This is a genomic window from Mucilaginibacter sp. UYNi724 (assembly GCF_054057495.1).
Map to the genome: position 1 here is coordinate 41,475 of NZ_JBSRZI010000004.1, position 23,882 is coordinate 65,356.

Below are 23,882 nucleotides of genomic sequence, written 5' to 3' on the forward strand. Positions count from 1 at the left end.
ATTAATTTTTGAAGTATAAAACGCGGTTCTGATCCAGATGGGCTACCAGTAAGCCATTCTCCAAAGGGTTAAAGGCAATGTCAAAAACGTTGCTGCCCACGGTTAATTCACTTTTACAACCGCTGTATGTTTCGCCCGATTTTACAAACTTGTCGGGGTCGAGCAGGGTAACTTTACCCGAATTTGGCGAGGATACAGCCAGTACGCCGTACTTTACTGCAATATCAACAGGTTTGTCAATATCGTACGATGCTACCACTTCGCCGTAGTCGCCGTTAGGTTTAAGGGTTATTTTCCAAACCTGGTTTTTATTATAAACGGTTACAAACATGTTATTCCCTATTATAGCAACACCTTTTACTTCTCCAAAATCGCCGGCAATGATCTGCTTTGCACCATTGTTATAAGCATCATTTATCCGCACTACATTGCCTTTGCCATCATTAGCAATAAACAATCGGCCTGCGTCATCAAATGCCATACCGCGTGGGTTGCTAAAGCCACCGGTTATACCATCTCCGGTTATAAGGGTTTTAAACTGGTACTTGGCAGGGCCTATTTTAGCAAAAACCCTTATGCCTGCTGTGGCTTCGGTTTCGGCTATGTAAAGGTTTTCGTTAGCATCAAATATGGCCGCTTCGGCACCTCTGCTTAAAAAGGTTTGGGCCGGTGCCTTTTGAGTTATAAAATCGTCAACACTATTGTATATAGATGTTGTGCCGTATGTACCATAGGTTACAAATCCGTTGAACTCTATTACTGCAACCACACCCGATTTGGATATGGCTACCGCGCAGGGGTGCGTGTAACTAATTATGGCTTTTTGTTCATATGCTACCTTGGCGCAGGCGCTATCGCCTTTGTTGTCCTTTTTACAGGCGGTTAGCATTCCTGAAGCTGCCACAAATAGCAGTGCCAGGGTTAAGGTTGTATTTTTCATGATCGGTATGATAAAAAGGATTGATTTTTACTTTTTTATGCGTAGGAATATCATATTTGGCCTGCCACCGTCACCTTGTAAAAAAGTTATTTTACTGTAGGTTGGCGCATTACCATTTGACACTGGCACAGTAATTAATTCGCTACCGCTGACGATAAGGATAGAAATATCCGTAATACTTTGGTTTACCTTAATATTATTAGTCTTGATGGTAAGTAGTTCATTAGTCACAAAAACAGGGCGTGGCGGATTGCCAACTATTACCGGAATAAATATCATGGATGAGTTGTACGTTTTACCACCCTTAACCACGCTGAGCGCTGCGGTGCCGTTGTTATACTCGGCCGATTCTGCATTGATGTCGTAATTGGGGATCTCGAGGGTCACATCGTTACCGTTTTGGTTAAACGCAACTTTCAGTTTGCCATCGGCGTAGCTGGCTTTTACATCGGTATTGCTTTCCAGAGATACGGTGCTGTTATCATCCAAAAACAATTGTGCCGAATTGATAAGGCTTCCACTTTGGTCACCGGGTTGGGCATTGCCATCCTTTTTACAGGATGTTAGTGTAGCTGCCAGGAGCAGCACAATAGCGAAGGAAATGTTTTTAAAGGTTTTCATGGTGTTTTACTTTTTAATTAATGCTTTGAATTTTTCATTAATCAAAAGTATCTGCGTGGCAAACACCATTTTTAGCCAATGAGTAACGGGCAAGTACCAAACGAGTGAATGGCCTCTTTAACCGATTGAGCTATTTATTTATTTATACTCAAGTTTGAAAATATTGGGTTATATCAACCTAAGCACCATTTATCTTAATATATAATAATATATAACCTTAAAGACAATGAGGGTTTTACCCCTGCCACAAAAAGGAAAAAAAGCTATTTTCACCCTATACTAATCCTAAACTTTAACACATTTTTGTTGTGGGAAATATTTGGCGGGTTTTAGTGAAGTGATAGGTGAGTGTTGCGCTTAACGTTTTTACCAAAATATTATTGCGAACTAATTAAATTATTTATATTTACTGCACAATTAACAAAATTTACAACCTAAACCTTATCACTTTATACTATGGAACCTTTAATGGGAGAAATTAAAATGTTTGCAGGCACCTTCGCACCTAACGGATGGTATTTTTGCGACGGAGCGCTATTGTCAATCGCGCAAAACAGCGCCCTGTTTTCATTATTAGGCATAACTTATGGCGGCGATGGGCAATCAACCTTCCAATTGCCAGATCTTAGGGGCCGTACACCTATCCACTGCGGCAACGGGGCAGGAAGAGGAGTATCACCATACCAACTTGGCCAAATAGGCGGTACCGAAAACGTTACCATATCTGCGCAGCAAATGCCTGCGCATAATCACCTTATAAATACTGTAAGCGCAGTTGCAAAACAATATACACCAAATGGTGGCCTTCTTGCATCTTCGGGTTTTTTTACGGACGGTACTGAAGTAAATACCTATTCTGCCAATGCGGCGGATGGAACTTTAGCCGCTACTGCTGTTGCGGCATCAGGTGGCAACCAACCATTAAATGTAGTGACACCGTACTTAGGTATAAATTATATTATAGCCTGGACAGGGATATATCCTTCAAGACCATAATTACATAAATGAATATTAAGTGTATTGATTTTGACAGGTGCCGATGAAAATTGGCATTGTATCAAATTCAAAAACATGCATACCCCTGCTTTCGTACTTAAGCAGTATAAAAGCAGGGGTTATGTTATACTTTGGCAAATCGGCCCTGGCTGATATCAGCGTGAACGAACTTGCCGGCTTTTGCAGTATGAATAATATATCGTTCTATGCCGAAGATGATATAAAAGATCTGTACAACTGGCAGCAAATGAACCAACCGGACGTGATCTTTATTACCGGGTATACTCATAAAATAACCGTTGACGAACTGAGCGGTGTGCCAAAGGGAATATTTAACATACACTTTGGGAAGCTGCCTCAGTATAGAGGGCCATCACCTGTTTTTTGGCAATTAAAGAATAGTGAAGCACAATTAGGATTAACCATACACCAATTGACTAACAAGTTTGATAGCGGAGCGGTTGTTTGGGAGCAAACTATAAAGAACGAAGAATATCATACTTTTAACTATATAAACCAGGCGTTTAGCCAATTGCAAGTACAGGGCGTAGCAGAAATAGTTAATACGCTAAGCAGCAAGCAAATGCCAAAAAGTAAAATACAAGCCGAAACCGAAGCCCGGTATTACAGCAAGCCCCAGCTGGCCGATGTAATGATAAACTGGGATACGATGGAAGCGAAAGAAATAACAGACCTGATAAAAGCATGCACATCGTGGAATAACGGGGCAAGCACTTTAATAAACGGGTACGAACTAAAAATTTTAGATGCTGAACACGCTTCAACAGAGGTTAATAACATACCCGGAACGATTACGATTGCAAACAACATGTTTAATGTAGCCTGCATTAATAAGCAGGGTTTAAACATAAACTTTTTTTATATAAATAATACTTGTGTACCGGCCCGGCATGCAGGTTTTTATGGTTTAAAAACAGGGCAGGTATTTATAAACAAAATATAGCGGCGTTGTCGGCAACAACAAAAAGACTTTTATCAGTTAATTATGAAAAAACTTTTACGTAATTCTTATTCAAAATTCAGCGCGACCTTGGCGGTGTTAACGAATAATTTATTTACAGGCAAAAAGCTGAGCTTTGTTTTGCCGAGCCTGTTTACTTTGTTGCTCGTAGTAGGGTTTAATCAGCAAAGCCATGCGCAAACCGTGTATTATTTGGGTAGCGACGGTTCAGTTTCTAATGGCACCAATGACGGTATTTACAAGGTTAACCAGGATGGTAGCGGATTAACCAGGGTTTGCAATAGCGTTTCGGCACCGCAAGATATGGCTTTAGATATTCCTAACAACAGGGCATTTGTTTCGAGTTTTACCCCAAATGCAGCCGATGAGCTTACACCCAATGGCATCTATCGAATCGACCTGGGTACAGGCACTAAAACACGTATCGTCGCTACTAATACTTCGTTTAGAGCCGCAAATTTAGTTTACGACCCGGTAAACGATTATTTATATTACACTTCTAACGACGGTAACGGTTCTACTACAGTTGCTACCGATGGACTATACCGTATAAAAGGCGACGGTAGCGGTAATACAACTTTAGCCAGTAGCATTAGCGCAACACCAACATATTTTGGAGTAGATATCCCTAACAGCAAGATATACATCTATGAGTCGGTTACAACCGCTCCCAAACTCATGACGTATAATTTGAGCGGTAACTCTGCGACATTTACTGGCTCAATCAATATGCCCGTTATTAAGGGGATGGACTATGATCCGGTAAATAACTGGATCTATTACACTGTAGATAATGGCACAACAGCTTTAACAACGGATGATGCGTTATGGAAAATTCACCCTAATGGCACAAACCAGACAAAGGTAATTGGAAACCTTACAGCTAACCCGGGTATTGTGACAGTAGAACGGGTAAATAATATCGCATTCGTTTGGAATTCTACAGTAGGCGACAGGAGAATAGTTAAGGTCGATATAGCTTCGGGTACACAAAGTTCTTTTCCAATTAGCCCGGGGTTCAATGTAAGCAATCAAGTTGCCGCAATAGCTATTCCTGCAGCTTCCAAAGTGGCTACATTAGCTAATTTTACCATAAACTCCGGCACATTATCACCAGGTTTCTCTTCGGGTACTATAGCCTATACAGCTTCGGTAGCCTATAATGTATCCTCAATAAATGTTACACCAACCAGAACAGACAATTTTGCCAGTATAAAAGTTAATGGTGCAACCGCAACCTCAGGAAGTGCTACTGCCATTGCCTTAAACTTCGGGGATAACATCATAACCACCGTGGTAACAGCTGAAGATGGATTAACTACTAAAACGTATACATTAACCGTTAACCGCGCAAAAGCGCCGCAAACTATTACATTTAATGCCTTAGCTGCCAAAACCTATGGCGCTGCTGATTTTGCACCTGGCGCCACAGCAAGCAGCGGCTTGGGTGTTAGCTACAGCAGCGATAATACAAACGTAGCAACCATAGTAAGCGGGCAGATACATATAGTAGGCGCGGGTACTGCCAACATCACCGCGTCACAAGCTGGTGATGGCAACACGTTAGCGGCAAGTAATGTGGTGCAAGCTCTTACTGTAAATAAAGCTTCACAAACCATAACTTTTGCCGGTACAGCCACTAAAACCTACGGCAATGCCGATTATGCCCCGGGTGCAACAACCAACAGCGGCCTTACAGTAAGCTACAGCAGCGATAATGCTTCGGTAGCAACTATTGTAAGCAACCAGGTACATATTGTTGGGCAGGGCACAGCAAACATCACGGCTTCGCAAGCCGGTGATGGTAACAGGTTGGCAGCAACGAGTGTTGTACAAAGCCTTACCGTGGGCAAAGCAACAGTTACCGTTACAGCAGTAGCCAAAACTAAAGTTTACGGCGATACCGACCCTGCATTAACCTTTACCGCAACCGGCGTTGTAGGCAGCGATGCCCCGACCGGTGCATTAACGAGAGCAACAGGTACAACTATTGGCGACTATCCTATTAGCCAAGGTTCGCTTACATACGGAAATAATTATAACCTTACGTTTGTACCCGCTAACCTAACAATAACCAAAAGGCCGTTAACCATTGCACCACTACCGGTTACAAAAGTTTATGGAACCAACGACTTTGCAAACGGGGCGCCTTATTCCTTCAACGGTACATCTATCGCCCCCGGCGAGGGTATGACAGGACTATTCGGAAGGGATAACACTTCTGAAAATGTAGGCGTTTATGCGTTAACAAAAGGGGTTAAACGCCCGGTAAACGTTAACAACGGAGATGATATGTCGGCTAATTATAATATCACTTTTATAACTAATACCTTTACTATAACAGCAAAACCAATTACGGTTTCCGCTACTGCGCAAACCAAAACCTATGGCGAAGCCGACCCGGAACTTACATATAGCAATAGCGGCCTTGCATTTAGCGATACTTTCACAGGCGCGTTAACCAGAAGTGCCGGCGAAAACTTTGGCACTTATGCTATCAGTCAGGGCTCGCTTTTGGCAGGCTCCAACTATACTTTAAGCTTCACTGCAAATAACTTAACCATCGCTAAAAAAATAGTGAATGTTACGGCAAATGCCAAAACGAAAACCTATGGCGATGTTGATCCTGCTTTGGATTACATCGCCGATGCTTTAGCATTTAGCGACGCCTTCACTGGTAGTTTAACAAGGGTTGCAGGCGAAAACATTGGCGCGTATGCAATTAGCCAAGGGTCGTTAGCGTTAAACAGCAACTATATGTTAAATTTTACAGGCGCTGATTTTAACATCGGTACAAAAACTGTAAATGTTACTGCCAATGCAGCAACAAAAACTTATGGCGAAGCAGACCCCGCATTAACATACAATGCCGATGCGTTAGTAAGCGGCGATGCCTTTACCGGTAGCATAACACGTACCGCAGGCGAGTTGGCCGGCTCCTACCCTATCACCCAGGGCTCGTTAGCACTAAACAGCAACTATGCTTTAAACTATACAGGCGCAAACCTAACCATAGATAAACGCGAAGTTACGATCAACGCATTGGCACTAAACGTACCATACGGCGATGCTGATGTTACCATAGGTTACAACATTACCGGCAGTGCCCTTGTTACCGGCGATATTATAACAGGCGCATTAAGCCGCGCTGCGGGTACTGCAATAGGCACATACGCTGTTACACAAGGTAGTTTAACCTTATCTAACAGCAATAGCTATAACCTCACCTTTAATAGTTCTCCGTATAACATTATAGCAAGGCCTATTACGATATCTTCACCGTTCACAACAAAACTTTACGGTGATGCCGACCCTGCCCTTTCTTACGGCATCACTTCAGGATCGTTACTTGCAGGAGATGCACTTAGCGGCGCATTACTGCGCGACGCAGGCGAAAACAGCGGCCCATATGCCGTGCGCCAGGGAACCGTAGCCGTTAACAGCTCAAATTATAATGTAACCTATCAACTGGGGAACTTTGAGATTGACAGGGTGCCGCTAACCATCACAGCTGACAATAAAACAAAATTAGTAAACGCACCAAACCCTACATTTACTTACGCTATTACCGGCTTTAAAAACGGTGACGACGAAAGCGCATTAAACAGCCCGGTAACCTTCTTTAACTTACCGTTATCGAGCGCACCTGCTGGCACTTATTCAATAGATCTATCTAATGTTGGCGCCCAAAATTACGATGTTACGCAACAATCGGGTGTGTTAACAATCAGAGAGGCTTCAGCAAATGCAAACCTTGCAGCGTTATCTGTTGCAGAAGGCGCAATTGCTCCTACTTTCGATGCGGCAACTACAAGCTATTCACTTTCTGTTGGCGCTGATGTTAATCAGGTTAATGTAACAGCAACACTTGCTGATTTAAACGCTAAATTATTCAGGATAAATGGCTTTGGTGCTACATCGGGCGAGCCAAGTAATATATCTGTTTACCCCGGCGATAACGAGATACAGGTATTGGTTACTGCAGAAGATAATTCAACCAGCAACACATACACCATTAATGTAAGCAAACCTTTAGATACTAATTCTAAACTTGCAGGCATATACTTACAATATGACGAGACCTTTAACCAAGTACCAGCCTTTGATCCCGAAGTGCATGCTTATACCGTTAATTTACCTAACGAGGTTACGGGCACGCGCATCATACCATTTACGGCCGCACAGTATGCATTCATTAAAATAAACGGCACCCCTTACGAAGGTTATTATGGCTCGGGGCTACTAATACCCGGTGAGGACAATAATTTCAGTATCGAAGTGTTTGCACAGGACAGGACGGTATCTGAAACTTACACGCTTAACCTTAAACGTGCTATATCTGCCAACAACAAGCTATCGGCTTTAACCATAAGCGCAGGTACACTTTCACCAAGCTTTAATACAGATGTGTTAAGCTATACCACCACTGTTGCGGGTAATGTTACGAGTATAGACGTACAGGGTTTCGTATCGGATACTACAGCAAGGTATAAAGTAAACGGAAACACTCTTCCAAACCGCTACCAACCTTACACAGTAGCACTGGCAGAAGGCCAAAACACGATTACTTTAGAGGTAACTGCTAAAAACGGCGATATAAGGAATTACGCATTAGATGTTACCCGGCTGGCCTTCCCTGATATTAAACTTCAATCATTAGCTATAAATAAAGGCACGTTAGCACCGGCATTTTTACCAAATACCTTAACATACGATGTAACGGTACCTAATACGGAAGAAACACTGGTATTAACACCGGTAGCAGCTGTTAATACAGCCACGGTACAAATCGGCGCCACCACTATAAATGCATCTACCCCTACGGCTACAGTGAATCTGACTGAGGGTTTAAACAATATAGATATTGTAGTAACCGCCGCAGATGGTGTTAGCAAACAAACATATACTGTTAGGGTAACCCGCGGGTTAAGCGACAATACCAATGCCGATCTTAAAATATCGCCAAAGGCAAACCTTGTTCAAATTTCGGCAACTGTTACCGATGTTTACTATACATACGCCGTTGCGCCGGATGTTAGCAGCATAACACTTACTCCAAAAGCACGTAACTTAAACGCAACGATGCAGGTTAACGGTTTGGCAATAGCAAGTGATTCTACCTCGGCACCAATAACCTTAAATATGGGGCCAACTGTTGTAAATTTAGTGGTAACAGCTCAAAATGGTGTAAACACCAGAACATATCATATAACGGTTAACCGTACTGGATCAAACGTTGCCAACCTGCTTACATTAAAGTTAACACCTACAGCAACACTAACAAAAGGCGCGGCTTCAGCAACTGATGTTAATTATACCACCACGGTTGCCCCTGATGTGACAAGTGTAATGCTAACCTCCGTTTTGCAGGACCTTAACTCGACCATGAAGGTTAACGGAACAAATGTAGCCAGCGGAGCCGCCTCAAATCCAATTGCGTTAAACATTGGGCAAACGGTAATCGATGTTATAGTAACCGCACAGGATGGTATTACCACAAGGGCCTACCACGTTACAGTAAGCCGCACAGGGTCAAATGTTGCTAACGCAACTATTATTAGGTTAACGCCTACATCAACACTGGTAAAAGGTGCAGTATCGTTAACTGATATCAATTACACCTGCACAGTTGCGCCAAATGTAAATACGGTTACCCTAACCTCAATTTTGCAGGATGAGAACTCGACCATGAAGGTAAACGGATCGGCAGTGGCCAACGGGGTAGCTTCTGCACCGATAGTATTAAACATAGGCCAGACAGTTATAAACCTGGTAGTAACCGCGCAGGACGGGGTAACCACACGTGCATACCACATAACGGTAAACCGTACGGGCGCAAATATTGCCAATGCGTCTATTTTAAGATTAACGCCTGCATCAACCTTAGTAAAAGGTACTGTATCGTTAACCGAGGTTAATTACACCAGTACCGTAGCAGTTAATACCGGCAGCGTAACGCTAACCGCCATAGCGCAGGACCTAAATTCGACCATGACTATTAACGGATCACCCGTAGCAAGTGGGTCGCCTTCGGCGCCAATATTATTAAGCACCGGGCAAACAGTTATCGAACTTGTGGTAACAGCGCAGGATGGCGTAACTAAACGTACCTATTTTGTTACAGTTAACAGGCCAACGCCTGTGTTGTTAGCTGTTGATAAAACAGATAGTAATATGTTTACCAATAAACCAACCAATAGTTTTGCACCCACAGGTGATGACGGGGTAGTTGTTCACAAGGGTGTTTCGCCAAACGGTGATGGCGCTAACGACTTCCTTTATATTGAGGGGATCAGCGCTTATGCGGGCAACAAATTGTCTATCATGAATACGAGTGGCTCGTTAGTATTCGAGACCAAAGACTACGGTAAAGACGGCAACAACCTGTTTAATGGCCACTCTAACAAAAATGGCACGCAGTTAAAACCAGGCACTTACTACTACGTGTTAGAGTACCAGGTTGAGAAAACAACCAAACGCAAAACAGGATACATCATACTGAAATTCTAAAAAGCTCTAATAATTTAACAACGATTGGTGTGAAGGCTATTATATTTAGTGCTACTTTAAAACGAATAACATTTATAACGACCACAGGCCTGCTGCTGTTATGCGGCAGCAGGCTAAAGGCCCAGCAGCAGATCTATTCGTACGCGCAGTATGCTGATAACCTTACCCCCATTAATGCCGCTTACTCGATGCTGGACAAAGCAGGATCGGTAAATGTAATGGGCCGCAGGCAGTTTATAGGTATTGATGGTGCCCCAACAAGTTTATTGCTAAGTGGAGTTTTACCAATTGAATCTATATCCGGTGCGGCGGGTATTTATGTATTGAATGACCAGGTAGCAGTAGAAAAGCAACTGGAAATAAACGCATTTTTTGCAAAAAGCATCCAGCTTAGCGGTAATGATTTTTTAGCAGTATCCATTAACGCGGGGATCCGTAACTACGTCGCTAACTATTCAACCCTTGATTCCTTTGATCCGCAATTTAAAGATGACGTGCGTGAAACCAGCCCCAACCTTGGTTTTGGTGTAATGTTTTACAGCGAAAGGTATTACTTAGGTCTTTCCTTACCTGAGCTTACCATACGTAGCCTTGGGACAGCTTCGGTACAACAAGCTAACTATCTTAAAAATCACTTCTATTTTTCGGGCGCGTACCTTTTGGATATGGGCGAGGATATGAAGTTTAAACCATCGGCACTGGTAGCTTATGTTAAGGGTGCCGACCTGATTACTGATGTTACCGGCACCATTTATCTGAAAGAAACGTTGGGTATTGGCGCAGGTTACCGCACAAATAAAAGGGCTACCGGCATCCTATCAGTTATAGGCGATACTTACAAAGTAGGTTACTCTTACCAGTTTGGTACATCATCAAACACACTTGGTGGGTTTAACACAGCCATACACGAGGTTAGCCTAAGCTACCGTTTTGGCAAAACAGGCGTTAGGAAATTATTATAAATTCATATGCTGAAATATTAAAGCCGTCGGTAAACAGCCGACGGCTTTTTTGTAACGAGTAATTACAACAGGTAATGGCTTTATATGCAGAATATTATATTTATTGATACATTAGCATAGGCTCAAATTGGCGATTGCCAAACAGGCACCAATTATTAATTTTGACATACATACCAGTCTAACATCGGGATCATTTATGAAACTTGCTATCGACCATAAAAGCCCTATCGCCAGTCCATAAACTTATCTCGTTAAACTGGACATGTTCAGTGGCAACACCACCAAACACCATCCCTCCCATTCAGTCATTGCCTATTGGATAAGCATCGGTCATCCAGTCTTTAGCGGGTTTATTATCCCATAACTTCAAATCCTGGGCGTTGGTGCTGGTTTATAGCATGGCAATAAGCAGGGTGGTTGCAGCACAAAAAAATATTTCATGGCAGGTTATTATATCAATCTGTCTAAATGCACGTAACCACCATCAACATAGGTAATTTGCCCAGTGGTATGACTGGCAATTGGTGATAACAGGAACACCACCTGTGCAGCAATTTCTTCAACGGTTGTCATACGTTTGCCTAAGGGGATATTTTGGGTGATGGATGCAAGTTTATCTTCGGGGTTTGGCAGGGTTTGCAACCAACGTTCGTAAAGTGGCGTAAAACATTCGGCAACAACAACAGCATTTACGCGGATATTATGCGGCAATAACTCAACTGCCCATTCCCGCGTTAACGCGTTACGCCCACCATTGGCAGCAGCATAGGCAGATGTACCGCCCTGCCCCGTATCTGCCACCTTTGAGCTGATGTTTACAATGCTCCCTTGCGATCTGATCAACTCCGGCAAGGAATAATGCACCACCAAATAATAATGCACCAGGTTTTTATGCAGCGACTCCATAAACTTTTCGTAGCTGCCGTTTTGTAAACCTACACCATCATTTTCTCCCGCGTTATTTACCACACCATCGATACGGCCAAACTCATTCATTACTTTTTCAACAGCGGTACGGCATTCATCGGGGTTTGAAAGTTCGGCCTGTACAGCAAACGCCCTACCACCAAAGGCCTCTATCTCCTGCACGGTTTTAATATTTTCCGTTTCGGTCCTGCTTAAAATGACAGGTATAGCGCCCTCTTTCGCCAATAAAACAGCAATGCCTTTGCCTATACCGCGCGCGCCGCCGGTTACAATAATTACTTTGTTTTTTATTTGTAGATCCATAATGGTTTGGCCGGCTGGTGTACCGGATAACTGGTGATAATTTAGCTAAAAATACCAATTGGTAGTATGCTGATATACAAATTAAGGCTTTGTTGCAAGCTCAAAATTTTATCCTTTTGGCAATTTATTAAACGATATTGGAAATCAATGAAATGATTTGTAGAATTTACGACTTTTAAATTGAATTATTGTACATTCAAATAACCAATTTACACTTCATGAAGCCTCAGTTACTAAAAGTATCTACCGACATGGTGCACTCCTTTAGTGCCCGCCGGGATATTATGCCCAACGTAAACAACCGCTGGCATTATCATCCCGAGGTGGAATTGGTGTACTTTAAAAACGGGAGCGGCACGCAATTTATTGGCGATCGCATCACCCAATTCAATACAGGCGATGTGGTTTTGGTTGGCTCAAACCTACCCCATTACTGGCAGTTCGACGAGCGCTATTTTGACAAGGAAGCCGGTGAAAGTGCCGATGTAAGCGTTATCCATTTTATCGAAAACTTTTGGGGCGATGCCTTCCTGCTATTACCCGAAACGCAGGAGATAAATAACGTGCTAAAAAAATCAAAACGTGGCATCCAGATAACCGGCGAGAATTTGAAAGAAATAGGCCACCTGATAGAGCAGATAATTTATGCTGACGGCGCCCGTAAAATAATCCTGCTGATGGAAGTATTGATGGCCATTGGCAATAGCGCGGAGAATAATTTGCTCGCATCCATGGGTTTTCAGCACAACTTCCTGGAGGCGGAGAAAGACAGGATAAACGCCATCTACAACTATTCGATAGCTAACTTTAAAAAGAAGATCTCGCTGGAGGAGATAGCAGCGGTGGCCAATATCAGCCCTAATTCATTCTGTAAGTTCTTTAAATCGCGCAGCAGGAAAACGTATTCGAGGTTTATAAACGAGATTCGTGTGGGGAATGCCTGTAAGTTACTTATTAACAACCAACAAAATATTAAGGAGATTTGTTACGATAGCGGCTTTTACAACTTTGCGAGCTTTCATAAATACTTTAAGGAGATAACCGGCAAAAGCCCGCTCACTTATCAAAAGACCTACATAAAATAGTTTTATCCCACTATGAATATCATTAAACTGCGCGGACCGTGTGCACCCAAAACAAGCGATTGCTCTATATCCGCAGTTTTAGATGGCCCGGCTATAAACGATGCGAACCCATGGTCGGTGCCTTGGGTACGCAGGTAAGCCGCATGCATATCGGGCACAATATCCGCCGCGCTTACAACAAAAGCCAGGTGCTGGCAAATAAAAGGAAGCACCCGTGTACCCATCTGCCTTTCGGTTACCCAAAGGGCGCTATTTTCAGCTACGCCAAACTCGGCTTGCAAAATAGCTAATTCAACGTTTTCCAATTCGTGTGGAGTTGCACCGGCAAATGAAGCCGCGTCATCAGCAAAATCAAATAACCCCGGCACTGTAGTAAGCGCACGTGTGCCGGGCAAAAAATTAAGAAAGGGTTTAATCTCGAATATACTTTTAACCGATATTACCTTGCCCCCAACATTACCTGCAACCGTTTTAAAGGTTTCCTGTATGGTTGCGGCATTTGCCTGCACCTTATTTTCCCACACGGCAATATCAGGCGCGGCAACCAACGGCGGCTGGTTCTTGCGTACATCTGCTAATATTTTTTCTCGCGTGGTCATATAATTATTTAGAATTTCGATGTTCGTCCCGATAGCTATCGGGATCGGATTTTTCTTGATTCTTATCTCTTGGTTCTTGCCTCTTGATTCTTGTCTCTTGATTCTGTCTCTTGAATTTAACTTCTATTCTTTCTGTACCATTCTCCAAATGATTCTTTTGGTGGCTCTGGCATATCACGATGTTTGTACCATGGGTTTAAACCATTGTTTAATGCGAATGGCGCATATTTCAAAACAACCCGGCCCGCTTTACCCGCAAGGCGATAAACTTGTGGTGATGAAAGCGTATAAGCCATAGCCTGCATCGCCGCAGCTTTCTTTTTATCTCCGTACCCTTCCTTTATAATTACTTGTCGCCATTTATATAACTGGTCGTGGATGTCTATTTTAACAGGGCATACGTTAGTACACGATCCGCAAAGCGTTGACGCGAAAGGCAGATCGGCATATTGCTTCATATCCAGATTTGGCGCCAATATAGAGCCTATGGGGCCTGCAACCGCCGTATGATAACTATGCCCACCACTGCGTCTGTAAACCGGGCAGGTGTTCATACACGCCCCGCAACGGATGCATTTAAGCGAGTTCCTAAAATCCTCACGGCCTAACTGAATGCTGCGGCCGTTATCAACCAATATAATGTGCATTTCCTGCCCCGGCCTTGGCCTTTTAAAATGGCTGGAATAAGTGGTTATTGGCTGCCCTGTTGCACTGCGGGTAAGCAGGCGCAAAAACACGCCAAGGTCTTTTCGCCTCGGGATCAACTTTTCGATACCCATGCTTGCGATGTGGATATCAGAAAGGTGGGCGCCCATATCGGCATTACCCTCGTTGGTACAAACCACAAACTCGCCGGTTTCGGCAACCGCGAAGTTAACGCCGGTTAAGGCCGCTTTACGGGTAAGGAATGTATTTCGCAGGTGAATGCGCGCTGTTTCGGTCAGTACCTGCGGATCTGATTCTCCTTTTGCACTGCCCAGGTGCTCGTAAAATATATCGCCTATCTCCTCTTTCTTTTTATGGATGCATGGCAACACGATATGACTTGGCGGTTCTTTAGCTAACTGAACGATCAGTTCGCCCAAGTCAGAATCTACGACGTTAATACCCTGTTCTTCTAAATAATGGTTAAGGTGGCATTCCTCGGTAAGCATCGATTTGCTTTTAACCATCTGGGTGATACCATTTTTTTTTAACAGGCTATGAACGATTTGGTTATGTTCGTTGGCGTTGGCAGCCCAATGCACGGTTATACCATTACTTATTGCATTCTTTTCAAACTGCTCCAGGTAATTGCCCAGGTCAGATAATACGTTGTGTTTTATTTGAGATGCGGCTTCGCGCAGTTCTTCCCAGTCTGGGATCTGGTGCGATGCCTTGTCGCGCTTTTGGCGCACAAACCAAAGGGTTTCGTCGTGCCAGTCTACACGTTGTTCGTCCTTATTAAATACCTCGGCAAGTTCGGCGTGGTCTTTCATAATGCTATCTCCTTTACACCATTCAAAATCTCGGCAATGTGGATCACTTTAACTCTGCTGTTTTTTCTTTTCAGGATGCCCTCCATATGCATCAGGCAGGAAAGGTCGGCAGCGGTAATATATTCGGCCCCGTTATGTTCGTGGTCAGCTACGCGATCTTTCCCCATTTTTGACGATACGGCTTCCTCGGCCACACAAAATGTACCGCCAAAACCGCAGCACTCATCAGGGCGGGTAAGGTTTATGAGCTCCACTCCTTCTACCATATTTAATAAAGACACAGGTTTGGAAAATGGCAATGCGGTAAGCTCCGTCATTTGGGCAAGTTTAAGGCCCCGTTGCCCGTGGCAACTTTGGTGCAAACCAACTTTGTGCGGGAATGCTGCATCCAGTTTTTTAACTTTTAACACATCGGTTAAAAACTCCGTCAGTTCATATATTCTTTTGCGAATAAATTGTGCGACCGGTTCGTTAGTTTCTGAATGTAAATGCTCTTTGATATGCAAAGCGCAGCTGCCCGATGGCGAAACAATGTAATCGTACCCGGCAAAGTTATCTATAAACAGATCGTTACAGCCTCCCGTCAAATGCTCGTAGCCAGAGTTTGCCATAGGTTGCCCGCAGCAGGTTTGCTGTGTGGGATAGCCCACCTCTACGCCCAGCTTCTCCAACAACTCTAAAGTAGCTATAGCCGCATTGGGGTAAAACTGATCTACGTAACAGGGTATAAAAAGGCCTACTTTCATATCGGTTCCGGCTGAAATAATGCCGTGGTTTATGGGCGTAAATTAGAAAGTCCGCAGCATTTAACTGTACTTAACTGTATGGTTGTAACTAAGCTTTGGCGTAAGCAACCACATTTTGTTTGGATGTGCCTAAGCCATCGATGCCTAATTCGACTACATCGCCTGCTTTTAAATAAATTGGTGGTTTAAAACCAAGCCCAACACCTGCAGGCGTACCTGTCGAGATCACATCACCCGGCAGTAGGGTCATAAACTGGCTTACGTATGATATGATGTAAGGCACTTTAAATATAAAATTAGCGGTTGTGCCTTCCTGCATCTTTTCGCCATTAACGGTTAACCAAAGGCGCAGATTATCTACATCGCAAACCTCATCTGGTGTTACCAGGTACGGGCCCATTGGCGCGAAGGTATCGCAACCCTTGCCTTTGTCCCAGGTACCATTGCGCTCCAACTGGAATTCGCGTTCAGATACATCATTGTGCAACACGTATCCGGCTATATAATCCGCAGCGTCAGCTTCTTCCACATAAGATGCTTTTTTGCCGATAACCACCGCCAACTCTACCTCCCAGTCTGTTTTTACGGAATTTTTTGGCATCATGATATCATCATTAGGCCCAACCAATGAGGTGGTGCTCTTCATGAAGATAATAGGCTCTGAAGGCAACTGTGCGTTAGTTTCTTTAGCGTGATCGGCGTAGTTAAGACCAATACATACGATTTTCGACGGTCTTGCAATCGGGCTGCCCAAACGCGCGCCATCAGGGATAACCTGCAGTTCGCTTTTGTGTTCTTTTACATAAACGGCAAGTTGTACCGGGCCGCCAGTTTCAAAAAACTTTTCACCGTAATCTTTGCCATAAAACGAGGTATCGTAATTAACGCCGTCAATCTGTACACCTGTACGTTCTTCGCCGGCGTTGCCGTATCTTATAAATTTCATGTTGTATTAGTTGTTCAATGTTATAAATCCGCCATCAATGGGGTAATCTACCCCTGTAATAAAGCTTGCCTCGTCAGAGCATAGGTAAAGTGCCAGCGCGGCAATTTCATCCGGCTGCCCCATGCGGCCTATCGGTTGGCTTTTAGAAAGCTTATCAAATATTTTTGCCTGGTTATCAGGGTAGTTTTTGGCGATAAAGCCATCCACAAACGGCGTATGCACCCGTGCAGGCGAGATGCTGTTACTGCGTATATTATCAGACAAATAATCGCGCGCTACAGACATGCTCATGGCGTATATAGCGCCTTTACTCATCGAGTAAGCAAACCTATCCGCAATGCCCACATGCGCGGCTATCGAAGCCATATTCAGGATAACACCTTTACGGCCTATTTTCATTAATGGCACAGCCGCGAAAAGGCAGTTATAAGCACCTTTTACGTTCACGTTAAAAATGCGGTCAAGATCGGCCTCTGATGTTTTTTCGAGGTTACCCACGTGGGCGATGCCGGCGTTGTTCACCAGGATATCAACCTTGCCAATGGTATTAAATACATTTACCACCGCTTGTTGGTCGGCAACGTTAGCGGCATGCGCCTGCCCATCGCCGCCTTTGCTTTTTATCTTTGCGATGACATCGTTAGCAGCATCGGTATTTAACTCGATAATATGAACGGTAGCACCTTGTTTGGCAAACAGCAGGGCTATTGCTTTACCTATACCGCTGCCACCACCTGTTACTACGGCTATTTTATTTTTTAAGCTGAACATTTATATGGTTTATAATGAAACGCCACGTTTCCATGGAATAAAATCGTCCTGACCCAATTGTACCGCCTTTGGTTTGATATCGCCATTGGCAACATCTATCACATAATTTAACAAACGGTGTGCCGATTGCTCAATGGTTTCCGCGCCTTCTATAACCGTACCGCAATTAAAATCAATAATATCGGGCATTTTATTAAACAAGGCGGTGTTGGTTGATAGTTTTACTACAGGAGCAACCGGGTTGCCCGTTGGGGTACCCAAGCCTGTGGTAAATAGAACCAGGTTTGCGCCTGATGCAACCTCAGCCGTGGTGCTTTCTACATCGCTGCCGGGGGTGCAAAGCAAATTTAAACCCGGTTTGGTTACTTTCTCCGGGTAATCCAAAACAGCTGTAACAGGTGATGTGCCTCCTTTTTTTGCCGCACCTGCAGATTTTATGGCATCCGTTATTAAACCATCGCGGATGTTACCGGGTGATGGGTTGGCGTAAAAACCCGAGCCATCTGCCTCGGCTTTGGCGTTATAAGTACGCATCAGGTCCATAAATTTCATAGCAGTGGTATCATCAATACAACGGTCGCTCAATTCCTGCTCTACGCCGCAAAGTTCGGGAAACTCGGCCAGTATAACACTGCCACCCATGGTTACCATCATATCCGACAGATAACCTAAAACCGGGTTTGCTGAAATACCTGAGAAGCCATCAGACCCGCCGCATTCTAACCCAATACATAATTTATTGAGAGGCGCGGGTTGGCGCTGTTGTTTATTTACCTGTATCAGGCCGGCGAAGGTTTGTTTAAGCGCTTCGTGCAAAAGGTGGCTTTCGGTGCCCAACTTTTGCTGCTCTAATATCATTAAGGGTTTTGAAAAATTTGGGTCGCGCTTTTTTATCTGGTCCTGCAGAATACTGGCTTGTGCGTGCTGGCAGCCAAGGCTAAGTATGGTTGCGCCCGCCACATTGGGGTGGGTAATATAACCCGCTAATAATCCGCAAAGCGCGTCAGAATCTGTACGTGTTCCACCGCAACCCATATCGTGGTTCAGGAATTTAATACCATCTATATTGGGGAACAATTTATTTGTAGCACCCGCTTCAGGCGTCAATTGCAGGTCGGCCTTTAAAATTTCTTCTATCGATTTACCAGTCTGCAGCATATTTACCAATTGGTCTACCTCGTTCTCGTATCCACGGGGTTTAGAGAAACCGAGTTTATCCAGCAAAGCATCTTTTAATACATTGATGTTCCTGTTCTCGCAAAAAACCAATGGGATAACCAACCAATAATTAGCCGTACCTACGGAGCCATCTGAACGGTGATAGCCATTAAACGTTTGGTTAACAAAAGTGCTTACATCGGGCTGTGTCCAACTTATTTTACGGTCACCAAGGGTAAAATTGTCGGCAGCATGTTTTAAATTTTGGGTGTTGATAACCCCTCCCTGCGGGATGTATTCGGTGGCTTTACCAACAAGCACGCCGTACATGTACACTTCGCCGCCGGGCTCTAAAGCCTCAATAGTAAATTTGTGCTTACCCGCTACATCGCCGGCAAGGGTAAAGCCAAGGCCGTCGTGCTCAATGTAGGTACCTTTGGACAGGTCGGTAAGTGCAACAAGCACGTTATCGCCTTGGTGGATATGTAAGAAAGTACGTTTAACTTCTTCTACCATAATAATTTATAGTTCGGATGCGGGCTCCGCTGTATATCGGGCAGCTGCATACAGCGCACCTGAAATTGGTTATAATTTAACGTAAAAATAAATATACCCACGCCGTTTACAATGGACTAATCTTAAAAAGGGTGGGACAATTTAGCGGTAAGCCAAGGTAGCCAATCGTATCCTTAAAACCTATTAACCCATAACCGTTTACAGTTGTTCCAAATAACATAACACTGTGCTGATATCATCACCCGGGTATTATGCTCATAAAGATTAACAAATGGGCTTGGTTTTAATAGGCTTACAAAGCAAAAGCATGGCAGCCAACAATGCTTTTGCTTTATTGGCTAATTATTAAGTGATATTGTATAGGCTCCAACTTATCGCGAATACAAAAGTGCTGTATTGAACAATTGGCGCGCTAATATTACTTTTCTAATTAGCGGCCTATCATTACAGGCAGATATCTTTTTACAACAAAGATGACAGGAAAGAGAATAATAAAAACTGTCAAGGTTGCCACAACGCAAAGCAAATCGTTCTGCTCGAAAATCGACAAAGGCATTTTCATAATAAATACAACAACGGCTTTAATAATGCTCAACGCAATTAAATGGAAGGCCATTATTAATATTGTATTTCTACCCATATAACCAAGAAAAGAAATCTTTTTAAACGCCTTTTCTAAAAGCATAGCAAAAATTAGCGTTGATATTGTGCCCGAAAAGGATGATAGAAAGAATAACGAATAGTTATTATAGCTCCGGCTATTCATATCAACATTTTGGTTCACCATAGCAATGTAAATACAAATTGTAAGAGAGACAATAAAAATCAATAATTGAATTAAAGCATTTTGCTTCATCACCTTATTAATAAAGTCCTTACATAAAAAAGCAGAGGCGTAAAACACTAAAGCTACAATTGCCAGATTGAATCCCCACGGTAGCCTTGGAAGGTTGAATCTGTAATCGATGTATCCGGCAATGACCAATATTACTAATGTCAATTGTTGTATTTTAATGTTCTTGTTGTTGACTAAAAGAAAAAATAGATTTTCTGTGATGAAGAGGCAAGGCAAAAACCATAACACGATGCAGTGGATCAAATAACCGTCGATCCCGTTGCCGTAAAACATCCCTATTATTGGTTTTAGCCACGATACTTCAGAGGAAGCATCATTCCCAAACTTACGGCCAATAAAAAACCAAAAGAGATAAGTTATAACGTTAAATATTAGGTAAGGCAGCATTAACTGCCTCAGTTTTTTTACAAAAAACGCTTGGTATGTAACTCCTTTATCCACCTTAAACAGATACCCGGAAATAAAAAAAAACAAAGGCATGTGAAAAGCAAATATGAAGGTAGACAAAGGCTTAGAAATGCTCTGGTGACCTAACACTACAAGGAAAATACCTATGAATTTTGCATAGTCTATCCACATTATTCTTTTCCGACCGTTTGTATCTAAAGTATCTTCCGTTTTAACTGGGGTCATGAATTTAATGTTGAGACGCTGTTTGAGAAATGGCGTTGTTGAAGATACAGAAATTAATGCTAAACAATATTAAGCTTATTATTCACAACCGTACTAAAACAAAAAACCCTCTAAACTTTCGATTTAGAGGGTTCTGATACTTGGTATCGCTATTGTCGGGTTGGCTGGACAATTATCCATCCACTTAAACCGATAATATTCAATAAATTATATTTAAAATTAACATGAACGGGAACTGAATAAGGCACATTTAATGTGCTTTAATTTGGTAGATTTCCTAGCCTATTTGTCCGGATAAAATAGTCCATAAACTCGTTAAACAAATATAATGACTGTATTAATTCTCATGATGTGATAAGGTTTATTTAGGTGGTGTTGGCATTACGTTTAAAGCTAATTAGCGTAATTTTATGTCGAAACGTCCATCTTTCACCGTGACTTTTTCACCTAAGCTGTTGACAGCTTCGAAAGAAAAAATGCCGGCAAATATTTTTTGCGTTGCGTCAAATTTCAATACCGTGAGCGTACCCGTAAGTGGAGCAACTATATCATAGTCGCCTCCAGTTTCCCTTGTGATGCTATAACCCGCCATGGCAGCATTTCTTTTCCCAACAACTAATTGCGATAATTGGATAATATCGCCCGTATTAAACGAAACATCATTAAATATAAAATTAAATCCATCGTTGGAATCCGTGTTATTCGTTGTCAGCTGTAGCTGTTGAGGGTTTAGCGAAAAAGATACAGCCAGTTTAACGGTATAATTCCCAAAGTTCACTTTCGGCAAAAAAACCTTGCCATTCACTGTTGCACCAAACGTATTTTCGCCCGTTTGTGTAATTGGCGGAAGTTTACCGGTGTTAATTTTCTCTTTTTTGCAAGTTGCGCTCATTAAGGCTACCGCTATCAATAAAAAATATACTTTTCTCATAATCATATTAGTTTAATATCAAGTAATTCTGTTCATTTAAGGATACCGTTTTGAAGCGAGCCGTCACATCTGTTGTTAGACAGAGATCGCTTAAAACGCTTCACCCAGGTTTAAAATGACAGAACTGTATCCTTTACTGAACCCGTAGTCAATTCCAATATTGGTATTTGAGCCTTTGTTAAACTTAATCCTTAACCCGCTACCGGCGGCCGGATGCCACGCCTTTAACATCGAGTCAGACCCGCTTACCGTATTGATGTTGGCAAAAACTACAAAGCCTAAAAGACCGTTACTGGTGAAGTCCCTGCGGTATTCACTTTCAAGATATAGCATACTTTTGCCGCGGTAACGGTTTTGATCAATGCCCCTGCCCGACCGGTTGTAAGGGTCCCAGCCTATACTCGGCAGATCCAGGTATGGTGCTTTGTTATTAAATACAGTCCAGAAATAGGACCAAAAGGCAAGAGTGTTTTGCTGGTTGGGTCTACCAGGATTTAACGGAATATATTTTCTAACGTCAATATACAAAGATTGCCAGTTGTTATCGCTACCGAAAAAAGTTGGATTGACCCTGTAAACCAAGTTAGCATAAGAACCCGGAAGGGGATTAATTGAGTTATTACGGGTATCATATAGGAAATTCACACTTACACCAGATGAAATAGAATTGCCGCTTACCCCATTAGAATAACCGGTGTATTGCTTTAAGTCTATGCCGGGATCATCGCTCCTTATATTAAAGTGATAATCTAAGTTGTATCCGATGCCGGCGAACAGGTAAGGCCTGATCTGTTTAAGCGCACTTTGATAGAACCGGATATATTTATAGTCGATCAATGCCTGCTGCCCGTAACTGTGGCTTGCACCAAGGCCCCAGGTATACTGCGGATACACCATGAAGCGGGTGTCGCCTTGAATGGTCCAGGTGTTATCTTTTAACCATATGCTGTTCCGTAATGGCAAACCGAAACGGCCTTTGAAATTCCAATAGGGCGTAAAGACCGCGCTGGACAAATTGGTGGTACTCCTTGGTCCAAAATAAGTGGCTGCAGTGGTGCTTGTTATCAATGCCCTGCCACTTCCGCCCGGCACGGTTCCGGGAACCGGCAGTATTGAGAAATATATTTTCTTCTCCTTTTCTTCTTTCACCTTTTCAGGGTTAAGATGAAACAGGCTTTTTGCAATGTCAATCAGGTCCTTCTGCTGAGACGTATCATTTGCCATATTGTTGTTGCCCGGAATGATAGTGGTCGCATCCTGAGCAAACAACAGAACCGGGCATAGGCAGAACACGATGAAAATATACTTAAGCATTAAATAAGTTAAATTGGAGCCGTCCTATAACCTGCGAAAGCGCACGCGAATTTATCTAAGCAACGCTTGGACAAGCCTTGAGGTTACAAAGGTATATATTAACAATAAAGTAAGAAATAGAAAAGCCTGCTTTACTCCACTTTATGCCTGTGGCGGCTTACTGATCTTTATGCATTGCATACAGTTATTTTTGTGAAAGAGACTGCCAATTAAAATCTGATAGGTTGGCAATGCTAACACTATGAATGCCAGCCACAAAAGCTTTTAAACAAAAAACGCCCCGATAACTGGGCATTTTTTGTTAGTATTTGTGCCGGATTATTTAGCTGGCATTATATCTATAATAACTGTCCGGTTATAAAAACGCTCTTCAGGAACATTGTTCTCAAATGGGGCGTTGTTCTCGTCCTCACCAAATCCCATTGCGTCAAACCTTACATTGCTTTTCCCTGCTTTTGTTACCGCACGCTGTAATATGATTTGTACATCGTTAGCCCGTTCTTTTGACAATTTCATGTTATGTTCTTCATCACCAATTTTATCTGTATGGCCATGTTTCATTACCGTGGATCCGTCGGTAATTGAAGTAGCTACAACATCGGTTAAAA

Annotated in this window: 19 protein-coding genes; 5 read left to right on the forward strand and 14 right to left on the reverse strand. The window is 42.9% G+C overall.

Annotated features, from left to right (window positions below; translation table 11 throughout):
• Nucleotide 1: 1 nt before the first annotated feature.
• Entirely contained in the window at nt 2–940 is a 939-nt protein-coding gene (locus ACVW0P_RS07605; protein WP_457131543.1) for a hypothetical protein, read from the reverse strand.
• A gap of 27 nt (nt 941–967) precedes the next feature.
• Nucleotides 968–1,561, reverse strand: coding sequence for a hypothetical protein (locus ACVW0P_RS07610; protein WP_457131544.1), 594 nt, complete (start codon nt 1,559–1,561; stop codon nt 968–970).
• A gap of 468 nt (nt 1,562–2,029) precedes the next feature.
• Here ACVW0P_RS07610 and ACVW0P_RS07615 point away from each other — a divergent pair, with 468 nt between their 5' ends.
• From ACVW0P_RS07615 to ACVW0P_RS07630, 4 genes are all read left to right on the forward strand, one after another.
• On the forward strand, nt 2,030–2,557 hold the full coding sequence (locus ACVW0P_RS07615) for a phage tail protein (RefSeq protein WP_457131545.1): 528 nt from the start codon (nt 2,030–2,032) through the stop codon (nt 2,555–2,557).
• A gap of 121 nt (nt 2,558–2,678) precedes the next feature.
• Nucleotides 2,679–3,521 carry a methionyl-tRNA formyltransferase gene (locus tag ACVW0P_RS07620; RefSeq protein WP_457131546.1) on the forward strand — a complete coding sequence of 281 codons (843 nt, stop codon included), beginning with the start codon at nt 2,679–2,681 and terminating at the stop codon, nt 3,519–3,521.
• Nucleotides 3,522–3,563: 42 nt separating this feature from the next.
• The gene (locus ACVW0P_RS07625; protein WP_457131547.1) at nt 3,564–10,049 is read left to right on the forward strand and encodes a cadherin-like beta sandwich domain-containing protein; all 6,486 of its coding nucleotides are present in this window, start codon (nt 3,564–3,566) and stop codon (nt 10,047–10,049) included.
• Between the two features lie 29 nt (nt 10,050–10,078).
• Nucleotides 10,079–11,011, forward strand: a complete 933-nt coding sequence (locus tag ACVW0P_RS07630) for a PorP/SprF family type IX secretion system membrane protein (protein ID WP_457131548.1) — start codon at nt 10,079–10,081, stop codon at nt 11,009–11,011.
• A 190-nt stretch (nt 11,012–11,201) separates the two neighbouring features.
• Here the strand turns inward: ACVW0P_RS07630 and ACVW0P_RS07635 are convergent, their stop codons facing one another.
• Together ACVW0P_RS07635 and ACVW0P_RS07640 are read right to left on the reverse strand one after the other, a co-directional pair.
• The gene (locus ACVW0P_RS07635; RefSeq protein WP_354430985.1) at nt 11,202–11,312 is read right to left on the reverse strand and encodes a glycoside hydrolase N-terminal domain-containing protein; all 111 of its coding nucleotides are present in this window, start codon (nt 11,310–11,312) and stop codon (nt 11,202–11,204) included.
• Between the two features lie 149 nt (nt 11,313–11,461).
• Entirely contained in the window at nt 11,462–12,241 is a 780-nt protein-coding gene (locus ACVW0P_RS07640) for an SDR family oxidoreductase (protein WP_457131549.1), read from the reverse strand.
• A 218-nt stretch (nt 12,242–12,459) separates the two neighbouring features.
• On the opposite strand from ACVW0P_RS07640, the gene ACVW0P_RS07645 reads away from it, so the two are divergent.
• Nucleotides 12,460–13,326: an AraC family transcriptional regulator gene (locus ACVW0P_RS07645; RefSeq protein ID WP_457131550.1), complete on the forward strand. Its 867-nt coding sequence runs from the start codon at nt 12,460–12,462 to the stop codon at nt 13,324–13,326.
• Between the two features lie 2 nt (nt 13,327–13,328).
• On the opposite strand, the gene ACVW0P_RS07650 is transcribed toward ACVW0P_RS07645, so the two are convergent.
• From ACVW0P_RS07650 to ACVW0P_RS07695, 10 genes are all read right to left on the reverse strand, one after another.
• Nucleotides 13,329–13,925, reverse strand: coding sequence for a LutC/YkgG family protein (locus ACVW0P_RS07650; RefSeq protein ID WP_457131551.1), 597 nt, complete (start codon nt 13,923–13,925; stop codon nt 13,329–13,331).
• Between the two features lie 116 nt (nt 13,926–14,041).
• Nucleotides 14,042–15,403, reverse strand: coding sequence for a lactate utilization protein B (locus ACVW0P_RS07655; protein ID WP_457131552.1), 1,362 nt, complete (start codon nt 15,401–15,403; stop codon nt 14,042–14,044).
• On the reverse strand, nt 15,400–16,149 hold the full coding sequence (locus ACVW0P_RS07660; protein ID WP_457131553.1) for a (Fe-S)-binding protein: 750 nt from the start codon (nt 16,147–16,149) through the stop codon (nt 15,400–15,402). The genes ACVW0P_RS07655 and ACVW0P_RS07660 overlap by 4 nt, the downstream gene beginning before the upstream one ends.
• A gap of 88 nt (nt 16,150–16,237) precedes the next feature.
• Nucleotides 16,238–17,095: a fumarylacetoacetate hydrolase family protein gene (locus tag ACVW0P_RS07665; protein ID WP_457131554.1), complete on the reverse strand. Its 858-nt coding sequence runs from the start codon at nt 17,093–17,095 to the stop codon at nt 16,238–16,240.
• Between the two features lie 6 nt (nt 17,096–17,101).
• On the reverse strand, nt 17,102–17,866 hold the full coding sequence (locus ACVW0P_RS07670) for an SDR family NAD(P)-dependent oxidoreductase (RefSeq protein WP_457131555.1): 765 nt from the start codon (nt 17,864–17,866) through the stop codon (nt 17,102–17,104).
• 9 nt (nt 17,867–17,875) lie between these two features.
• Nucleotides 17,876–19,540: a UxaA family hydrolase gene (locus ACVW0P_RS07675; protein ID WP_457131556.1), complete on the reverse strand. Its 1,665-nt coding sequence runs from the start codon at nt 19,538–19,540 to the stop codon at nt 17,876–17,878.
• A 430-nt stretch (nt 19,541–19,970) separates the two neighbouring features.
• Nucleotides 19,971–21,029 (reverse strand): acyltransferase family protein, encoded by a 1,059-nt coding sequence (locus tag ACVW0P_RS07680; RefSeq protein ID WP_457131557.1) that lies wholly within the window; start codon nt 21,027–21,029, stop codon nt 19,971–19,973.
• Nucleotides 21,030–21,426: 397 nt separating this feature from the next.
• Complete coding sequence (locus tag ACVW0P_RS07685; RefSeq protein ID WP_457131558.1) at nt 21,427–21,966, reverse strand: hypothetical protein; 540 nt, start codon at nt 21,964–21,966, stop codon at nt 21,427–21,429.
• 84 nt (nt 21,967–22,050) lie between these two features.
• Nucleotides 22,051–23,274, reverse strand: a complete 1,224-nt coding sequence (locus tag ACVW0P_RS07690) for a BamA/TamA family outer membrane protein (RefSeq protein ID WP_457131559.1) — start codon at nt 23,272–23,274, stop codon at nt 22,051–22,053.
• 318 nt (nt 23,275–23,592) lie between these two features.
• On the reverse strand, nt 23,593–23,835 hold the full coding sequence (locus tag ACVW0P_RS07695; protein ID WP_457131560.1) for an OmpA family protein: 243 nt from the start codon (nt 23,833–23,835) through the stop codon (nt 23,593–23,595).
• Between the last annotated feature and the right edge of the window lie 47 nt (nt 23,836–23,882).